This is a genomic window from Mesorhizobium sp. M1338 (assembly GCF_040318045.1).
Classification (GTDB): domain Bacteria; phylum Pseudomonadota; class Alphaproteobacteria; order Rhizobiales; family Rhizobiaceae; genus Mesorhizobium.
The window spans coordinates 19,793-37,772 of sequence record NZ_JAMYLL010000037.1 but is presented as its reverse complement, the minus strand read 5'-3'; the positions used below and the strand labels follow the sequence as shown (position 1 = coordinate 37,772).

Below are 17,980 nucleotides of genomic sequence, written 5' to 3'. Positions count from 1 at the left end.
TTTTCCCTATGCATGTCGTAACTCCAAAACCGCCATACACTTTTGGGGGGCATGCATTTTAACCACCCGCGCTCGTTTGCGGGACTGGATAGGAGATACATGATGCTGAATTCCGTTTCCCTGACATTTCCCGATGGCTCCGTCCGCGAATACGACGCGGCGATGACCGGTGCTGGTCTGGCCGAATCGATCTCGAAATCGCTGGCCAAGAAGGCCGTCGCCTATGCCATCGACGGCACCGTGCGCGACCTCGGTGATCCGCTGGGCAAGTCCGGCAAGGTCGAGATCGTCACCCGCGACGACCCGCGCGCGCTGGAACTGATTCGCCACGACGCGGCGCATGTGCTGGCGGAAGCCGTGCAGGAACTGTGGCCGGGAACGCAGGTGACCATCGGGCCGGTGATCGAGAACGGATTCTATTACGACTTCGCCCGCAATGAGCCGTTCACGCCTGATGATTTCCCGGTGATAGAGAAGAAGATGCGCGAGATCATCGCGCGCAACAAGCCGTTCACTAGGGAAGTCTGGTCGCGCGACAAGGCGAAAAAAGTGTTTGCCGACAAGGGTGAGCGCTACAAGCTGGAGCTGATCGACGCCATTCCTGAGGACCAGGACCTCAAGATCTATGCGCAGGGCGACTGGTTCGACCTTTGCCGCGGCCCGCACATGGCCTCGACCGGGCAGATCGGCAACGCCTTTAAACTGATGAAGGTGGCCGGCGCCTATTGGCGCGGTGACTCGAACAACCCGATGCTGACGCGTATCTACGGCACGGCCTGGGCCGATCAGGCGCAGCTCGAAGCCTACCAGACGATGCTGGAGGAGGCCGAGAAGCGCGACCACAGGAAGATCGGCCGCGAGATGGACCTGTTCCATTTCCAGGAAGAGGGGCCGGGCGTCGTCTTTTGGCACGCCAAGGGCTGGAAGATGTTCCAGAACCTGGTGAACTATATGCGCCGCCGACTCGACGAGCAGGGCTACCAAGAGGTCAACGCGCCGCAGGTGCTCGACAAGAGCCTGTGGGAGACGTCAGGCCACTGGGGCTGGTATCGCGACGCCATGTTCAAGGTGACAGTCGCCGGCGACGATACCGATGACGACCGGGTCTTCGCGCTGAAACCGATGAACTGTCCGGGCCATGTGCAGATTTTCAAGCATGGGTTGAAGTCTTACCGCGATCTACCCGTAAAACTTGCGGAATTCGGCAATGTGCATCGCTATGAGCCGTCGGGCGCGCTGCACGGGCTGATGCGCGTGCGCGGCTTCACGCAGGACGACGCGCACATCTTCTGCACCGAGGAACAGCTGGCGTCGGAGTGCCTGCGGATCAACGATTTGATCCTGTCGACTTATGCCGATTTCGGCTTTGACGAGATCAGCGTCAAGCTGTCGACACGGCCGGACAAGCGCGTCGGCACCGACGAGGCGTGGGATCACGCCGAGGCGATCATGGGCAGCGTGCTGGAAGCGATCAAGACGCGTTCCGGCAATCGCATCAAGACCTCGATCAATCCAGGCGAGGGCGCCTTCTATGGGCCGAAGTTCGAATATGTGCTGAAGGACGCCATCGGCCGCGAATGGCAATGCGGCACGACGCAGGTCGACTTCAACCTGCCGGAGCGGTTTGGTGCCTTCTATATCGGCTCGGATTCGGAGAAGAAGCAGCCGGTGATGGTGCACCGCGCCATCTGCGGCTCGATGGAGCGCTTCCTCGGTATCCTGATCGAGAACTATTCCGGCCATTTCCCGCTGTGGTTCGCGCCGCTGCAGGTGGTGGTGGCGACGATCACGTCGGACGCCGACGGCTATGCGACAGAGGTCGTGGCAAAGCTGAAGGCCGCCGGCCTGTTGGCGGAAGCGGATTTGCGCAACGAGAAGATCAACTACAAGGTCCGCGAACACAGCCTAGCCAAGGTTCCGGTCATCCTCGTTTGCGGCAAGCGCGAGGCTGAGGAGCAGACCGTCAACATGCGCCGGCTGGGTTCACGCGACCAGGAATCGCTTGGTCTTGACCAGGCGATCGCGCAGTTGGCCGAAGAAGCTGTTACACCCGACCGCAGGCGCAAACGCGCGGCCTGATCGGCACAGTTCCGACCAAATGGCGGTGGAGCGATCCACCGCCATTTTCATATCCATGTCACGCCGACCTTGTAACGAGCCCATATGCTCAAGCTGAAATTGCGCGAACGACCTTTTCCCGAGCTTTCCTATGCCAATCCGCGCCAGCCGGCGCTGACGCGCTGGTTCATTCATTCGGTCGAAGGTCTTTCGGGCCGCGACCGCTACACCGCGTCTTACGATTTCTGGCGCCGTCAGGTCGTACCGACCGGCGAACGCGTGTTCAGCCGCATGCTCGACCTGATCGATGTGCGGGTACGAACCGCCGATCAATGGCCACCCGCACAATTGCCGGATACGCCGCTGGTGATCGTCGCCAATCATCCGTTCGGTATCGGTGACGGCATTGCGGTGCTGTCATTGGCCGAACAACTCGGACGCCCGTTCCGGGTGATGATCCACAAGGACCTGCTCAAGATCCGCGAGATGGAGCCTTACTCGCTGCCGATCGACTTTTCCGGGACCAAGGACGCGCTGAAGAGCAACATGGCCGTGCGCCACGAGGCGGTGCGGCTGCTCAAGGAAGGCGTCACCATCGTGGTGTTTCCGGCCGGCGGCGTCGCCACCGCGCCAAAAGGTTTTGGCCGGGCGCGCGACCTGCCGTGGAAGATGTTTCCGGCGCGTCTCATTCAGGAGGCAAAGGCATCGGTCATTCCGATGCATTTTTCCGGGCAGAATGGCAGGCTGTTCCATCTGGTCAGCGGGCCGATGAACATGGCCGAACGCGACGGCCGGGTGGCGAAATTCGTCGGCAAGGCGTCGCTGACATTGCGTACATCGTTGCTCATTCCCGAATTCGCGCGGCTGTCCGGCAAGGCGATCGAGGTGCGTGTCGGCGAGGTGCTGAGCTGGAGCGAACTGGAGCCGTTGCGCGACCGCAAGGCCTTGCTCGATCGCCTTTATCGCGGTGTGTTCGACCTGGCGCCAGTCGTGGCGCGTCGCCGCATTCCGTTCCTGCCGGCGCGGACCAAGCTGGCTGCTTGAATCAGCAAACGAAGGCTAGTCCGCGCCCTCCTCAGGGTCCATCGCCGCGGCCTCGGTGGCCAGAACCTCGATCTCCTGGTTCTGGCCGGCCACGACCGTGAAATCCTTCTGGTAGATGCGGTCGCGGTTCTTGGCGATGATGGTGTAGTCGCCCTCGGCCAGAACCATCGAGGCGAAGGCGCCGACGGTTTCCTTGATCGGATCGCCGGATTCGTTGAGCAGCGACCAGGAGGTGTCGGCGATCGCCTCGCCACCGGTTTCGCGCACCAGCTTCATCGTGATCTCGGCGGCGTGGTGCTCGACGGTGGCTTCGGTCAGCTTGCCCGCCTCGACGCGGATGTCGGAGCGGATGACCGCGTTGACCGCGCCATAGGTCGAGACGACATGGTAGATGCCGGCGTTAAGCCGCACGACGCTGTTTGGCTCGACATCGGGAATGATCAGCGCGCGGTCGCCATTGGCCTCGGCGGTGCCCTCGTAGATCGAAAAGCGCAGTTTTTTCGCCGGAATGCGCACGCCGCCAGACAGCACGGCGTCGAGCTTGAGGCCGCCGGCATCGAGCACGAGGCTCTCGCGCTTGGCGTCCTTGCCGACAGTGATACGCTTGGTGGCGCCGGCCCGGCCGTAGGAGGCGTGAACCAGATAGCTGCCGGGTTCGAGTTGGAAGACGGCCGTGCCGCCATGGGCGGAGGCGACCATCGGCAATTTGCCGTTGACGGCTTCGGGCCTGAAGACCCGCCAGACGATGCCGCGGGTGATATCCGAACCCTTGTCGGTCAGTTGGGCGGACAGCGTGATGGCGCCGCCGCCGCTCAGCGCCAGCGACCTCTCGCCTTTCGGCGTCGCATAGCTCGAGATTCCCGGGAGCTTCAGGTCGCTTACGCCATCGACGTTCTGCGCCATGGCGAACGAAACCGGCGCCATGAACAGCAGGGCGCCGAGCCAGACCAGGAAAAGACGGACAGTCCCCTCAAACATGCCTTGCGTTGAAGCTCATGGCAGTGGCAATTTCAAGGCTTAAGAGTCCGATCGATACGACTCTTCCGTCCGGCGTATACTACGCCAATGCCCGAGCCGCCCGAATTCCCGATGGTGCGCTTCAGCTCAAAACAGAATGTTTAGGAGACTTGCGCCCATGGCGTCGCCGATCATCGACTTCCTGCTGACCCGAAACTCCGCGCCGATCCCTGATTTGAAGGAGCCGGCGCCGAGCGATGCGGAGATCGCGACGATGATCGCCGCCGCCTCGCGGGTGCCCGATCATGGCCGATTGGAGCCATGGCGCTTTATCCTGTATCGTGGCGACGCTCGTATCGAGATCGGCAGACAGTTGGCCGCGCTTGCCGAGCAGCGGGAGGGACCCTTGCCGGAAGGCCGCCGTAACCAGGAACTGGCGCGGTTCTCGCGCGCGCCGCTGGTGATCGGCGTCGTGTCGATCCCCAGGGAGAATCCAAAAATCCCGCAATGGGAAATGTTCCTGTCGGGCGGCATGGCGGCGATGAACCTGATGATATCAGCCAACGCGCTGGGTTATGGCACCAACATGATCAGCAACTGGTATTCGGATGTGCCGGAGGGCAGGGCCCTGCTCGGGCTGGCGCCGCAGGAGCGCGTCGTCGGCTTCATCCATATCGGCTCCTATGCGGGGCCGGCGCCGGAGCGGCCACGGCCAGATCCGGCAACGCTTTACCGCGACTATTCGGGGCCGTGGGCGGACTGAATGTTCTACGAACCTTCAAAGGGCCACGGTCTGCCGCACGACCCTTCGAAGGCGATCGTGGCGCCGCGTCCGATCGGCTGGATTTCAACGCTGAACAAGGCCGGTGAGGTCAATCTCGCGCCGTACTCCTTCTTCAATGCCGTTTCGACACGGCCGTTCATCGTCTGGTTCTCCTCCGAGGGCGAGAAAGACAGCGCCTCCTTCGCGCAGGAAACCGGTGAGTTTGTCGCCAATCTGGTCAGCCGCGATCTCGCCGACAAGATGAACCGCACATCGGTCAGTGCACCGCGCGGCTTCAATGAATTCATTTATGCCGATCTTGCCATGGCGCCGTCGCGCCTGGTCGCGCCACCGCGGGTGGCGGCGGCGCCGGCGGCACTCGAATGCCGGGTGACGGAGGTCTTTCGGCCAAAGGCGCTGGACGGATCGCCGACAAGTGCTGTCGTCGTCGCCGGCGAAGTGGTCGGCGTATACATCGACGACGCCTTCCTGACAGACGGTCTGTTCGACATCACCAAGGCGGGCAACGTCGCTCGCCTCGGCTATATGGACTATGCCAGCGTCGACGAGGTGTTTTCGATGCGCCGGCCACGCTGGGACAAGGACTAACCGTTGGAGTCGGCCGCCGTCTGCCGCGTCGGCGGATTCCCTGCCGTGAGCACGCGAATGCGATTCCCCTTTATTTGAACACAGGCTAAGAGAGCGGCTTCGGCGATGCGCTGGCATTGGCGCATCGACCTTGGGGATATTGCGGGGCATCGGCTACATGAAGAAACGAGACTCGCTGGGAACCCGGCTGCGCTACGGGTTTGACAAGAGCATGGCCGCCGGCCCGATCGCGCTGATCGGCTGGCTTGCCGGGGTTTCCCTGCTGATCATCATCGCCGCCGCGGGTTTCCTTGCGGTGACCCGCATCGCGCCTGAAGGCGGCGAGCCGCTGAACTTTGTCGAAGCGTTCTGGGAATCACTGATGCGCACGCTCGATTCCGGTACGATGGGCGGCGACGCTGGCTGGGCCTTTCGTCTCGTTATGCTGTTTGTCACGCTTGCCGGCATCTTCGTCGTGTCGGCCCTCATCGGCGTGCTGAGCGCCGGCGTCGACAGCAAGCTCGATGAATTGCGCAAAGGCCGCTCGCGGGTGCTGGAGACCGATCACACCATCATCCTCAACTGGTCGCCGTCGATCTTCGACGTCATCTCCGAACTCGTCATCGCCAATGGCAGCCGCCGCCGTCCGCGCATCGTCGTCATGGCCAATATGGACAAGGTCGAGATGGAGGACGAGATCGCGGCCAAGGTCGGCAAACTAGGCAACACGCGCATCATCTGCCGCAGCGGCGACCCGACCGATCTCTACGACCTTGCCATCGTCAACCCGCAGACCTCGCGGTCGGTCATCGTGCTGTCGCCGGACGGCGACGATCCGGATTCGCAGGTCATCAAGACGGTGCTGGCGCTGGTCAACGATCCGAACCGGCGCACCGCCCCCTACAACATCGCCGCCGAGATCCGCGATGGCAAGAACGCCGAGGTCGCGCGCGTCGTCGGCGGAGCCGAGGTGCAGCTCGTGCTGGCCGACCAGCTGATCTCGCGCATCGTCGTGCATTCGAGCCGGCAGTCGGGCCTCAGCGGCGTCTATTCGGAGCTGCTCGATTTCGACGGCTGCGAAATCTACACGACCGAGCAGCCGGACCTCACCGGCAGGACGTTCGGCGAGGCCGTGATGGCGTATGAACACTGCGCGCTGATCGGGCTTTGCGACCAAAAGGGGCGCGTCAATCTCAATCCGCCATCGGACCTGGTGATCGGCAAGGACATGCGCGCCATCATCATCGCCGAGGACGATGCGGCGATAAAGCTGCGGAGCGCCGGGATCAAGATCGACGCGGCGGCGATCCTCGAGCCGCGGCCCGTCCAGACGAAGCCGGAGCGCACGCTTGTCCTCGGCTGGAACCGGCGCGGTCCGATCATAACCTACGAACTGTCGCGCTACGTCGCGCCTGGTTCGATCCTGACCATCGCGGCCGATACGCCCGGCCTCGAGCAGGAAGTTGCCGGCCTGCCCGTCGCCGGTGACAATCTGTCAGTTTACTGCCGCGTCACGGACACGTCGAGCAGCACCGCGCTGGCAAGTCTGGACGTGCCTTCCTACGACCACGTGCTGGTCCTCGGCTATAGCGAAACCATGGCAGCGCAGCCCGCCGATACGCGCACGCTGGTGACGCTGCTGCATCTGCGCAAGATCGCGGATGATGCCGGTATGCACATCAGCATCGTCAGCGAGATGATCGATGTGCGCAACCGAGAGCTTGCGGCAGTGACCAAGGCCGATGATTTCGTCGTCAGCAACAGGCTGGTCAGCCTGATGCTGGCGCAGGCGTCCGAGAACCAGCACCTTGCCGCGATCTTCGATGACCTGCTCGACGAGAAGGGCTCCGAAATCTACATGCGTCCGATCGCCGACTATGTCGCCATCGATCAGCCGTTGACCTTCTGGACGATCGCGGAATCGGCGCGGTTGCGGGGCGAAATCGCCTTAGGTTACCGGCGCATTCGCGCCGGAGAGGCCGACCAGCGGGCGCTGGGCGGCGTCACCGTCAACCCGCTGAGGTCGGAAGCACTGGCCTATCTGCCGGAGGACCGCATCATCGTGCTGGCGCGGGACTGAGACCAGAGCGGTTCACCGTTTCACGAAAACGCCGAACCGCTCTAATTCCCTTTTTGACGCAGTTTCGGATAGAAAACCGTTTCACACTTTTCCTGGAGATTGCTCTAAGCGGAAACGCCGGCCGCCCTGGCACGCGCCAGAAGCCGTTCGGCCAGCCGCAGATGCGGGCGGTCGTACATCTTGCCGTCGATGCCGACGACGCCGGGATTTCCCGCCGCCTTGAACGCCGCGACGATTGCCGCCGATTGTCTCACGGCTTCGACTGACGGCGTGAATGCGGCATTGATGACGGGCACCTGGTCAGGGTGGATCGCCATCTTGCCGGTGAAACCGTCCCGCTCGGCCTCGGCGCATTCCGCTTCGAAGGCCGCCATGTCGCGAAAATTCGGAAAGACGGTGTCGATCGCCTCGACTTCCGCCGCACCCGCGGCAAGGATGGTCATGGTGCGGGCAAAGCGGAACACGTCGGTGTAGCGGCCGCGCTCGTCGCGGGTCGAGCGCGCGCCGATCGCCGCCGACAGATCCTCCGCGCCCCAGGTGAGGCCAGCAAGCCGTGCGCTTGTCCCGGCATAGGTCGCCGCCGCCAGCACGCCCGCCGGCGTTTCGGTGATGATCGGCAGGATCTTGATCACGCCGTCGGCGAGACCGTTTTCGGCCTCGTGCACCCTGAGTTTTGCCGAGAGATGCTGCACATCCTGGCCGCTGTTCGACTTGGGCAGCATGATACCGTCGGGTCTTGCCGGCACCAATGCCGCCAGATCGTCATCGGTCAGCCCGGTCGACAGATCGTTGACCCTGACATAGATGGCCGAACTGGTTTGCGCCCTGCGCTTGGCGAGGAAGCGCGCCGCCACCTCGCGCGCCAGCGCCTTGTTGTGCGGCGCCACGGAATCCTCAAGATCGACGATGACGACATCGGCGCCGGCACCAAAGCCCTTTTCCAGCTTCCTCTCGGAATCGCCGGGGACGAACAGCAGCGAACGCATGCTTCAGGCCGCCTTCTTCAGCATCATCGCTTGCCTCGTGCATTTGGCGACGAGATCGCCATGCTGGTTGTAGGCGCGATGCTCGAATTCGACGATGCCGCGATCGGGTTTCGACCTGGATTCGCGCACTGAAATGACGGTGGTTTCAACCCGGATGGTGTCGCCATGGAAGACCGGGTACGGAAACACGGTTTCCTTCATTCCGAGATTGGCCACCGTGGTTCCGACGGTGATGTCATTGACCGAGATGCCGATCATCAGCCCGAGCGTGAACAGCGAGTTGACCAGCGGCTTGCCCCATTCGCTCCTGGCGGCAAAATCGAAATCGATGTGCAGCGGCTGCGGGTTCAGCGTCATCACCGAAAACAGCATGTTGTCGCTTTCGGTAACGGTCTTGCGCAGCGTGTGCTGGAAGACCTGGCCGACAACGAACTCCTGGAGATAAAGCCCGGCCATATCCTGCTCCTCTGCTGCCATGGGGTTGATAAGCGCTGCATTCGGTGCTCGCAAGCCAGTTAATGAACATGGTGAACCGTTCGTAAACCATTTCTGCCTACCGTCCTGACCGGGGCCAGAAACCTTCTGGCAAGGGGCTTAAGCAGACGGGCATGGTTGTTGTTTCGCATTTCCTGAAATGGATCTACACGGCCAGGGTGTCGGAACGCGCCGCCGCCGCCAGCGCGTTGGCCCGAGCCTATGTCAATTCCGACCTGCCTTTCGAGGATCGTTGCGCCGCCGAAGCGGCGCTGACCCTGCTGCTCGACGATGCCTCGTCGAAGGTGCGTCTGGCGATGGCCGAGGCGCTGTCCATGAGCCACCACGCGCCATTGCAGATCATCAGCGTGCTGGCGTCCGACCAGCCGGAAGTCGCCGGGGTAGTGCTGGCGCGCTCGCCGCTGCTCACCGACGCCGACCTGATCAACCGCGTGGCCTCAAGCCCGAAGGCGACGCAGAAATTGATCGCCGACCGGCCGGTCGTCTCCATGGCGCTGTCGGCGGCCATTGCCGAGATCGGCGAGGCGGAAGCCTGCGCCGTGTTGCTTGCCAACAGCGGCGCCGACATCGCCTCGCTCAGCTTTCGCCGCATGGCCGAACGCCACGGCCATCTGCCTCTGGTTCGTGAGGCGCTGATCTCGGACGCCCGGCTGCCTGCCGACTGCCGGCATATGCTGCTCGTCAAGCTCGGCGAGATGCTGAAAACGTCGCCGCTGGTCATGGCAATGATGGGCGCGGCGCGCGCCGACCGCGTCATGCGCGACGCGTGCGTCAAGGCTTCGGTGACGCTGATCGAGGGCACGCGCCAGGAAGAACATGCCGCACTGATCGAGCATCTCAGGCTGCGCGGCGATCTCACCGCCAGCTTCCTCATCCGCACCATCGCGCATGGCAAGGTCGATTTCTTCGGCTCGGCGCTGGTCGCGCTCAGCCAGCAGTCCGAACAAAGGGTGAGGGCGCTGCTTGCTGGCGGGCACGATGTCGCCTTGCAGGCGCTGTTCCGCAGCGCCGGCCTCGCCGCCGCAACGCACGCCATCATCCTGCGCGCACTGAAGATCTGGCGCGAGGTCGCCAACGGCAAGCGCGTCGCCGGTGTGCAGGAGGTCAGCTGGCTGATGCTGAAGGAGGTGGGTGGACAGTCGGCGGAAGGCGATCTGGCCGCGCTGGTCAGGTCGATCCATCTCGATGCGCTGCGCGAGAACGCGCGAGGCCACGCGCTGGCGATCGCCGCCGCCTAGCTTTGGATCCATTTGACGGCTGGACGGTTTCGATGCCATTGCGTTGTCGAAGTAAAGAATTGGTATTATGTTTTGAGCATGCGCCATCCATCCTCAAAGCGTCTCGCGGTACCGACCGAGATCAAGCCGCTGATCGATAAAATCCGGGTTCGCCTGAACCCCGATTCTATCTGGCTGTTCGGCAGCCGAGCACGGGGCGACAATCGGCCCGATAGCGACTGGGATATTCTCGTTGCGTTGCCGGATGATGCTAGGCCGGAACTCCTGGACCCGCTCATTGGTTGGGAAATCCAGCACGAAATCGGAATTCCAGCGACTATCCTGTCCACTACATCGAGCGCTTTGGCGGCAAGTTGGGATTCGCGAAATACGATCGCGTATGACGTTGCTCGGGACGGGCGTCGATTGGATGTCTGACCAGTGGACCATCGCCAGCGCTCTTCGATTGGCGAATGGTTGTATCAGGGATGCACGCACTCTGGCTGCATCAGGGTCTCGCAACGCCGCCTATCTCAGCCAACAGGCGATCGAGCAGATAATCCGGGCGCTGGCGACCTCGGAGGCAATTCACATCGAACGTCACGATGCACATCAGCTGGACAAGATTGTAAGGCGATTTCCGGACGATCACGCCGAGAAAACGGCGTTGAAGTCACTCGTTTGGCTGGAGGCGTATGCGACCACTTTCAGATATACGTTGCCTTCAGGCCAGATACCTCGTGCGCCTGACAAGGCAAAGCTTCAGGAAGCCATAGGCGGTATCTCGAGCCTTATCGCGCGGGTCGCGGAGCACTTCAGGGTCGATCTTGACGATGAATCAAAGCCAGCCGAGAACGGGACGCCTATGCGCAGATCCAGCCAGCAATGACATTCGCTAAGGCCTGTTGCTCGCGAAGAAATCAGGGAAATCCTCCATCGCCGCGGCGATGATGCGCAACGATGCCGCTATCTGCAGCAATTCGCCGGCGCCGTTTCGTTGGGCGATGCTCGCCGCATATTGGCGGGCGACGGCGACGGTCGACGTCCGCGGATCGCCGGGGGCGCGGAAGAGGAGTTCGCGCGCCAGCCCCCGCAGGAAGTTCGTGATCGAAAGCGCGGTCTCGGATGGGATGGCATGGCTTTGGCTTGCTCCGCGCAGCCGCAGGATCTCCAGGCCGACGGTGACGGCGGCGACGCCACCGCCCAGGACCGCATCGCCCTTGCTGCCGGCGTTCTGCACCAGCGGCATCAGTTGATTGATGCGGTCATAGGCGAGGCTCTCGAAGGCCGAGCGCCTCGGCACCCGCTCATGCAGGCAAAGCCGCGCCAAATCCTCGCGCATGGCGCGCACGATGCGGTTGGCCGCAAGCCACGGATCGGCGGGCAGCACGACGATGAAGACGCCGATCGCCAGCAGAATGCCGACCAGGATCGACGCCGAGCCGGCGAAGAAGGGCACGGGATCATAGGTCATCGCCTGATGCGGACTGAGGAAGGCGAGGAAGTTGATAGCGAAGGCCGTCGCCACGCCGACATAGCGTGGATTGGCCATCGCCAGCGCCGTGGGCACCAGGATCGGCACGACAAACAGCATGAACCAGCCGAAGCCGGGCAAAGCGGGCAACGCGATCTGACCGACAAGAAAGGCAAAGGGCAAAGCGAGCAGTGTTCCCTTGAAGAAGCCCCAGGCGACTTGCACGGGGTCGGGGCGGGCAGCAAACAGGCTCGATACGACGGCAACGAGAATGACCGTGCCGGCCGCTTCCGACCATTTCGTCGTCAGCCAGAAGGCCGCGACCAGCAAGGTGGCAAGGGCAGCGCGGATAGCGTTGCGCGATGCGCCGGAGTAATCGCGATGCACGACCAGCGCAGGCTGCCGGCTGCCCCGGATCGGGCGCGTGGCAGGCGTGCGCAAGGCGTCAAGACCGCGCAGCACCTGCTTGAACGCCTCGGCGAAATCGGCGGCGATGGTGAGGCGTGTGATGGTGCCGACCCTGTCGTCACCCTGGTCGGTCGAGGCATCGGGCATTTGCCGGGCCTTGGCCGTGATGGCATCGAGCCGCGCTACCCAGGGCGCGGTGTCGTCCAGCGCGCCGGGCTTTGTCGACAGCTCGCCGACCAGCGACTGCAATTCCGAGCGCACCGGAATGAGTGCGGCGTTCCTGGGGGCGGCGTGCGAATGCAAAGCACGGGCCGCCGAGAGGGCCGAGAGCAGCTGTCCGATGGTACGCCGGACCGGATGGGCGCGCGGCGCGAAGCTCGGTGCTTCGAGCCTGGCATAGGCGCGCATCTCGCCGAGCGTCTGGGTGTCGGCGACCAGCTTTCGGTGCAGGCCGGACAGCGTTGCAGGATCGCCGCCGGAGAACGCACCGGCCGCGTAAGTCGCAAGATCGAGAATGCAGCGCTTCAGGCGCGAGACGATGGCGTTGCTGGCCAGTCTTGGCAGGATCAGCCGGCTTGTCAGGCCGGCGCAGACGATGCCGAGCACGATCTCGGCACAGCGCGCGACCGCGAGGTCGACGACGAGATGCGGCTGTCCGAAGGCGGGCAGGCCGATAATCATCGCGGTATAGCCGGCAAGGGCGGCACCATAGGCTTCGGGATTGCGCAGCAGTGACGAGACGAAGGTGCAGATGCCGATCCAGACGGCAAGCACCGTCACCAGCGCCCACGGGCCGGTGCCGAACACCGTGGTGATGCCGATCGCCGCGACACCGCCTACCAGCGTGCCGAGCAACCGGTAGAAGCCTTTCGCCAGCACCATGCCGGCAACCGGCTGGGCGACGATGAACACCGTCATCATGGCCCATTGCGGATGGTCGAGCTTCAGCGCGTAGGCGGCCAGCAGCGCGATCAGCCCGGCCGAAACGGTGCGCAGGGCGAAAATCCAGTCCGAGCGCGTCGGTTGCGTCAACCCCGCCAAACTCGTCTCGAAATAACCCTTCAGCCGCGCCGAGATCACATGCCGGTCTCCGTATCAGAAGCGCAAGCTAGAGCAATTCCAGGAAAAGTGTGATACGGTTTTCCCGGGAAAAGCGCATAGCGCTTTCCCTTGGGAATTGCGTCAAAACAAGGAGATAGACCGGCTGGCGGCTAGATATCCAGCACTTCCGTCTCGGCGAATTCGGCGCGTTCCTGGATGAAGCGGAAGCGAGCTTCCGGCTTGGTGCCCATCAACGCATCGACAGCGTCCTTGGTCGCTGCTTCGGCGTCGATCACATCGATCCGAAGCAGCGTGCGCTTCCTCGGATCCATGGTGGTTTCCTTGAGCTGGGCGGCCATCATCTCGCCCAGACCTTTGAAACGGCCAAGCTCCACCTTGCCGCGCCCAGTGAATTCGGTGCGCAGGAGCTCTTCCTTGTGCGCGTCGTCACGGGCATAGGCGACCTTGCCACCTTGCCGGATAGAGTAAAGCGGCGGCACCGCGAGATAAAGGTGGCCGCCACGCACCAGCGCCGGCATCTCCTGGTAGAAGAAGGTGATCAGCAACGAAGCGATGTGGGCGCCGTCGACGTCGGCGTCGGTCATGATGATGACGCGGTCGTAGCGCAAATCCTCGTCGCGGTATTTCGACCGCGTGCCGCAGCCGAGCGCCTGGATCAGGTCCGAGATCTGCTGGTTGCCGGCGAGCTTGTCGTTGCCGGCGCTGGCGACGTTGAGGATCTTGCCGCGCAATGGCAACACAGCCTGGCTGGCGCGGTCGCGCGCCTGCTTGGCCGAGCCACCCGCCGAGTCACCTTCGACGATGAAGAGTTCCGCACCGGCTGCGGCATTCTGCGTGCAGTCGGCGAGCTTGCCGGGCAGCCGCAGCTTGCGTACCGCGCTTTTGCGCGACACTTCCTTTTCCTGGCGGCGGCGCACCCGTTCGTCGGCGCGTGCGATCACCCATTCGAGCAGCTTCGACGCTTCCTGCGGATTGTCGGCCAGCCAATGGTCGAATGGGTCGCGGATCGCGGTCTCGACGATGCGGATCGCCTCGATCGTCGCCAGCCTGTCCTTGGTCTGGCCGACGAATTCCGGCTCGCGGATGAACACTGACAGCATGCCCGCCGCCGAGATCATGACGTCTTCCGAGGTGACGATGGAGGCGCGCTTGTTGCCGACGAGATCGGCATAGGCGCGCAGGCCCCGCGTCAGCACATTGCGGAAGCCGGCCTCGTGGGTGCCGCCTTCGCCGGTCGGAATGGTGTTGCAGTAGGAATTGATGAAGCCGTCGCCGCCGAACCAGGTCACCGCCCATTCGAGCGCTCCATGGCCGCCTTGTTTCTCGCTCTTGCCGGCGAAGATTTCGCGCGTCACCTGGAACTCGTCGCCGAGCGACGCCTTGAGATAGTCCTTCAGGCCGCCGGGAAAGTGGAATTCCGCCTTGGCCGGCGTCTGGTCCTTCTCCTTGATCAGCGACGGGTCGCAGGTCCAGCGGATTTCGACGCCGCCGAACAGATAGGCCTTCGAGCGGGTCATGCGGTAGAGCCGCGCCGGCTCGAACGCCGCGCCCTTGCCGAAAATCTGCTCGTCGGGGTGGAAGCGGGTTTTTGTGCCGCGCCGGTTGTGGACCTCGCCCAAATGCTCCAGGCCGGTCACGGGAACGCCGCGCGAAAAGCGCTGGCGATAGAGTTGGCGGCCGCGCGCGACCTCGACCTCGAGATGGTCCGACAGCGCGTTGACCACGGACACGCCGACGCCATGCAGGCCGCCCGATGTCTCGTAGACCTTGGAGTCGAACTTGCCGCCCGAATGCAGAGTCGTCATGATGACTTCGAGCGCTGGCTTCTTGAACTTCGGATGCAGGTCGACCGGGATGCCGCGGCCATTATCGGTGACGGTGAGATAGCCGTCGGCCGAGAGCTCGACATCGATGAAGGTGGCATGGCCGGCCACCGCTTCGTCCATCGAATTGTCGATGACCTCGGCGAACAGATGGTGCATCGCCTTGTCGTCGGTGCCGCCGATATACATGCCTGGCCGGCGCCGCACCGGCTCCAGCCCTTCCAGCACCTCGATGTCGGCGGCGCTATAGCCCTCGCTGCCATCCTTTGTCGCGGCAGGACGCTTCGTGGCCTGCACCAGCGGATCCGCCGGACGTGCCGGTGTGCGAACCGGCTGCGGCTGCTTGTCCATATTGCCGAAGAGATCGTTGTTGTCGTCCATGCCTGCCATAGGGTCCGGTGCTGCGAATCACCTCGCGATACTGCCACGCTTTTCAGCGCCAAGCGACCGAGGTTCCTGTTCCGTTCGGGGATCCGGCCCCTCTTACCCCAAAACCATTCGATAACCAAGCAGGCGGAAATAGATCCAATACCGCCACACAAGATTCCTAATTCTTTAACAATGCCGCCTAGCCTGAGCCCAACAAAACAAGAAACTGCGGGCATCAGGGGTTTCGGCGTGAGGGGCAAGGCCATATCGATGATCGGCATCGCCGCCGTTTTTGGCGCGATCTCGATCTTCGCCGCGGATTTCTGGGTCAAGAGCCAGGCCAAGGCCGATTCCGAGGAGAAGACGTCGTCGATCCCGGCACCTGTTGTGCCCGGGGTGGAGTTCAAGACCATTGTGGTGGCCAATGCGCCGCTGCGTTATGGCATGGAACTCGACCGGGTGCAGCTCAGAGAAATCCCGTGGTCGCAAGAGTCCGTGCCGCAGGGTGCCTTCACCACCATCAATGCGTTGCTCGCCGATGGCAGTCGCGTGGTGCTGTCGCCGATCGAGGTCAACGAACCGGTGCTGCTGACCAAGCTGTCCGGACCAAATGGCCGCGCCACGCTTTCCAACATGATGACGCCAGGAATGCGGGCGGTGACTATCCGAACCGATGAGATCGCCGGGGTTGGCGGCTTCATCACGCCGGGCGACAGGGTTGATGTCGTGCTGACACGCGATGCCGGCGAAATCCAGGAAGTGGCCAAGAACGCTCAGGGCGCTGCCGGTTCCACCATCACCTCCGAGATCGTTGCCGCCGACGCCAAGGTGCTGAGCGTCGGGCAGGGGGCCGACGAGCGCCAGACGACGCCGCAGATTTCCAATTCCGTGACCATCGAGGTGACGACCGACGGCGCGCAGAAGGTGGCGCTGGCCCGCACCGTCGGCACCTTGTCCTTGTCGCTTCGGTCCTCCAGCGAGGGCGGCGACGGCAAGAATGGCGTCACCACCATCTCTTCCTTCGGTGGATCGGTAGCCTCGAATGTGCAGGGCGCTGCCGGTTCGCTGTTCGATGCCGTGGTGAAAGAGCCGGAAAAACCGAAGTTCAAGACCGTCATCGTGACGCGCGGCACAAAGGCCGAGGAATACCAGGTTCCTTCGCGGGACCAGAAATAGAAGCCAGTGGGGACTGGGTGAGGGACGGGACAATGCTGGGGCTGATCATATATCGGGTCATGGGGCGGTTGCGCGTTTTGCGCACTGCGGCTGTCGCGGCTTCGGTGGCTGCCGCCGCGATGCTGGCCTTCGGCGCCTCGGCAAGGGCCGACAACGACATCGTTTATGTGTCGTCGACCAAGAACGCGTCGATCAAGGTTGCCAAGGGCAAGCCGAAGACGATCATGACCAGTGCCGCCTTCTACCAGATCGTCATCGGCGATCCGGAGATCGCCAACGTCAATCCGCTGACCGACAAATCCTTCTATGTGCTCGGCAACAATCTCGGCACCACCGGTATTGCGCTGTTCGACGAGAAGAAGCAGCTTGTCGGCACCGTCGACATCGAGGTGACACTCGACACCGACCAGTTGGCCAGCACCATTCGAGCCAGCGTGCCGGATGCCAGGATCAAGGTCGGCTCGGCCAATGGCCGTGTCGTGCTGTCGGGCGAGGCGGATGACGCGGTCGCCGCCGAAAAGGCAAACAAGATCGCGACGCGCTTTTCCGGCACCGAGGAGGTGATCAACTCCGTCAATATCTCGTCATCGCAGCAGGTCCAGCTCAACGTCCGTTTCGTCGAAATCAACCGGCAGGCGGGCCAGGATCTCGGCGCCAAGTACGCCGCCAATTTTGCCTACGGCATCGGCGGCCGAGATGTAACGATCGATCCGGGTTCGGTGCCGGCCGCCGGCACCGGCGAGATTATCGGCCGGCTTTTGTCGAATGGTGTGTCGATCGATATCGCCATCAAGGCGCTGGAAGAGCGCGGCCTGGCGCGGCGGCTGGCCGAGCCGAACCTGATCGCCCGGTCCGGCCAGACGGCGAGCTTCCTCGCCGGCGGCGAATTCCCGATCCCGGTCTCCGAGGACAACGGCAAGATCTCGGTCAGCTACAAGAAATACGGCGTCAGCCTGGATTTCACGCCGACCGTCCTGAAGGACGGGCTGGTCAGCCTGGACATCGCGCCGGAAGTCTCCTCGATCGACGCTTCGGCCTCCTACAATATTGGCACCATCTCGGTTCCCGGCTTCATTGTGCGCCGTGCCAGGACGTCGGTCGACCTGAAGAACGGCCAGAGCTTCATGATCGCCGGATTGCTGCAGTCGCAAAACGACATCACCACGTCGCGCATTCCCGGTCTCGGCAAGATGCCGGTGCTTGGGGCACTGTTCTCCTCGAAATCCTATCAGCGGCGCGAGACCGACCTGGTCATCATCGTCACCCCCTATCTGGTCAAGCCGGTCGATCCGTCGAAGAAGCTCGTCGAGCCGACCGACGGCACGCAGCCGGCCAGCAGCGCCGACTATTTTCTCAACAATACCGAGGAAGTGAAGACATCCGACGCCAACCGCGCGCTGGCAATGGCCGACGGCAGCGTTGCTCAGCCGGCCGCCGTCACCACGGTCGGGCATTTCCTCGACCTGCCGAAGGACTGAAG

15 protein-coding genes are annotated in these 17,980 nt (G+C 63.1%); 10 read left to right on the top strand and 5 right to left on the bottom strand.

Annotated features, from left to right (window positions below; genetic code table 11):
* Window positions 1–102: 102 nt before the first annotated feature.
* Together thrS and NKH19_RS24900 are read left to right on the top strand one after the other, a co-directional pair.
* Window positions 103–2,079, top strand: a complete 1,977-nt coding sequence (thrS, locus tag NKH19_RS24905; protein ID WP_352872200.1) for a threonine--tRNA ligase — start codon at window positions 103–105, stop codon at window positions 2,077–2,079.
* Window positions 2,080–2,163: 84 nt separating this feature from the next.
* Window positions 2,164–3,102 (top strand): lysophospholipid acyltransferase family protein, encoded by a 939-nt coding sequence (locus NKH19_RS24900; RefSeq protein WP_352872158.1) that lies wholly within the window; start codon window positions 2,164–2,166, stop codon window positions 3,100–3,102.
* Between the two features lie 15 nt (window positions 3,103–3,117).
* On the opposite strand, the gene NKH19_RS24895 is transcribed toward NKH19_RS24900, so the two are convergent.
* Entirely contained in the window at window positions 3,118–4,080 is a 963-nt protein-coding gene (locus NKH19_RS24895) for an RgsD C-terminal domain-containing protein (protein ID WP_352872159.1), read from the bottom strand.
* 157 nt (window positions 4,081–4,237) lie between these two features.
* On the opposite strand from NKH19_RS24895, the gene NKH19_RS24890 reads away from it, so the two are divergent.
* The 3 genes from NKH19_RS24890 (at window position 4,238) to NKH19_RS24880 (ending at window position 7,490) form a co-directional block, all read left to right on the top strand.
* Window positions 4,238–4,822 carry a nitroreductase family protein gene (locus NKH19_RS24890; RefSeq protein WP_352872160.1) on the top strand — a complete coding sequence of 195 codons (585 nt, stop codon included), beginning with the start codon at window positions 4,238–4,240 and terminating at the stop codon, window positions 4,820–4,822.
* On the top strand, window positions 4,823–5,431 hold the full coding sequence (locus tag NKH19_RS24885; RefSeq protein ID WP_352872161.1) for a flavin reductase family protein: 609 nt from the start codon (window positions 4,823–4,825) through the stop codon (window positions 5,429–5,431).
* 157 nt (window positions 5,432–5,588) lie between these two features.
* Entirely contained in the window at window positions 5,589–7,490 is a 1,902-nt protein-coding gene (locus NKH19_RS24880; RefSeq protein ID WP_352872162.1) for a CASTOR/POLLUX-related putative ion channel, read from the top strand.
* 104 nt (window positions 7,491–7,594) lie between these two features.
* Here NKH19_RS24880 and NKH19_RS24875 read toward each other — a convergent pair whose 3' ends face one another.
* Together NKH19_RS24875 and NKH19_RS24870 are read right to left on the bottom strand one after the other, a co-directional pair.
* The gene (locus tag NKH19_RS24875) at window positions 7,595–8,476 is read right to left on the bottom strand and encodes an HpcH/HpaI aldolase/citrate lyase family protein (RefSeq protein ID WP_352872163.1); all 882 of its coding nucleotides are present in this window, start codon (window positions 8,474–8,476) and stop codon (window positions 7,595–7,597) included.
* A gap of 3 nt (window positions 8,477–8,479) precedes the next feature.
* The gene (locus NKH19_RS24870) at window positions 8,480–8,932 is read right to left on the bottom strand and encodes a MaoC family dehydratase (RefSeq protein WP_352872164.1); all 453 of its coding nucleotides are present in this window, start codon (window positions 8,930–8,932) and stop codon (window positions 8,480–8,482) included.
* A gap of 152 nt (window positions 8,933–9,084) precedes the next feature.
* Between NKH19_RS24870 and NKH19_RS24865 the strand changes: the two genes are divergently transcribed.
* The 3 genes from NKH19_RS24865 (at window position 9,085) to NKH19_RS24855 (ending at window position 11,077) form a co-directional block, all read left to right on the top strand.
* On the top strand, window positions 9,085–10,209 hold the full coding sequence (locus NKH19_RS24865) for a DUF2336 domain-containing protein (protein WP_352872166.1): 1,125 nt from the start codon (window positions 9,085–9,087) through the stop codon (window positions 10,207–10,209).
* Between the two features lie 78 nt (window positions 10,210–10,287).
* Window positions 10,288–10,626, top strand: coding sequence for a nucleotidyltransferase domain-containing protein (locus NKH19_RS24860; RefSeq protein ID WP_352872168.1), 339 nt, complete (start codon window positions 10,288–10,290; stop codon window positions 10,624–10,626).
* Complete coding sequence (locus NKH19_RS24855; RefSeq protein WP_352872169.1) at window positions 10,619–11,077, top strand: HEPN domain-containing protein; 459 nt, start codon at window positions 10,619–10,621, stop codon at window positions 11,075–11,077. The genes NKH19_RS24860 and NKH19_RS24855 overlap by 8 nt, the downstream gene beginning before the upstream one ends.
* 6 nt (window positions 11,078–11,083) lie before the next feature.
* Here NKH19_RS24855 and NKH19_RS24850 read toward each other — a convergent pair whose 3' ends face one another.
* The gene (locus NKH19_RS24850; protein WP_352872171.1) at window positions 11,084–13,150 is read right to left on the bottom strand and encodes an FUSC family protein; all 2,067 of its coding nucleotides are present in this window, start codon (window positions 13,148–13,150) and stop codon (window positions 11,084–11,086) included.
* 131 nt (window positions 13,151–13,281) lie between these two features.
* Complete coding sequence (gene parE, locus NKH19_RS24845; RefSeq protein ID WP_352872172.1) at window positions 13,282–15,336, bottom strand: DNA topoisomerase IV subunit B; 2,055 nt, start codon at window positions 15,334–15,336, stop codon at window positions 13,282–13,284.
* 237 nt (window positions 15,337–15,573) lie between these two features.
* On the opposite strand from parE, the gene cpaB reads away from it, so the two are divergent.
* Window positions 15,574–16,500, top strand: coding sequence for a Flp pilus assembly protein CpaB (gene cpaB / locus NKH19_RS24840; RefSeq protein WP_352872173.1), 927 nt, complete (start codon window positions 15,574–15,576; stop codon window positions 16,498–16,500).
* 32 nt (window positions 16,501–16,532) lie between these two features.
* Window positions 16,533–17,978: a type II and III secretion system protein family protein gene (locus tag NKH19_RS24835; protein WP_352872175.1), complete on the top strand. Its 1,446-nt coding sequence runs from the start codon at window positions 16,533–16,535 to the stop codon at window positions 17,976–17,978.
* The last annotated feature ends 2 nt before the right edge of the window (window positions 17,979–17,980 follow it).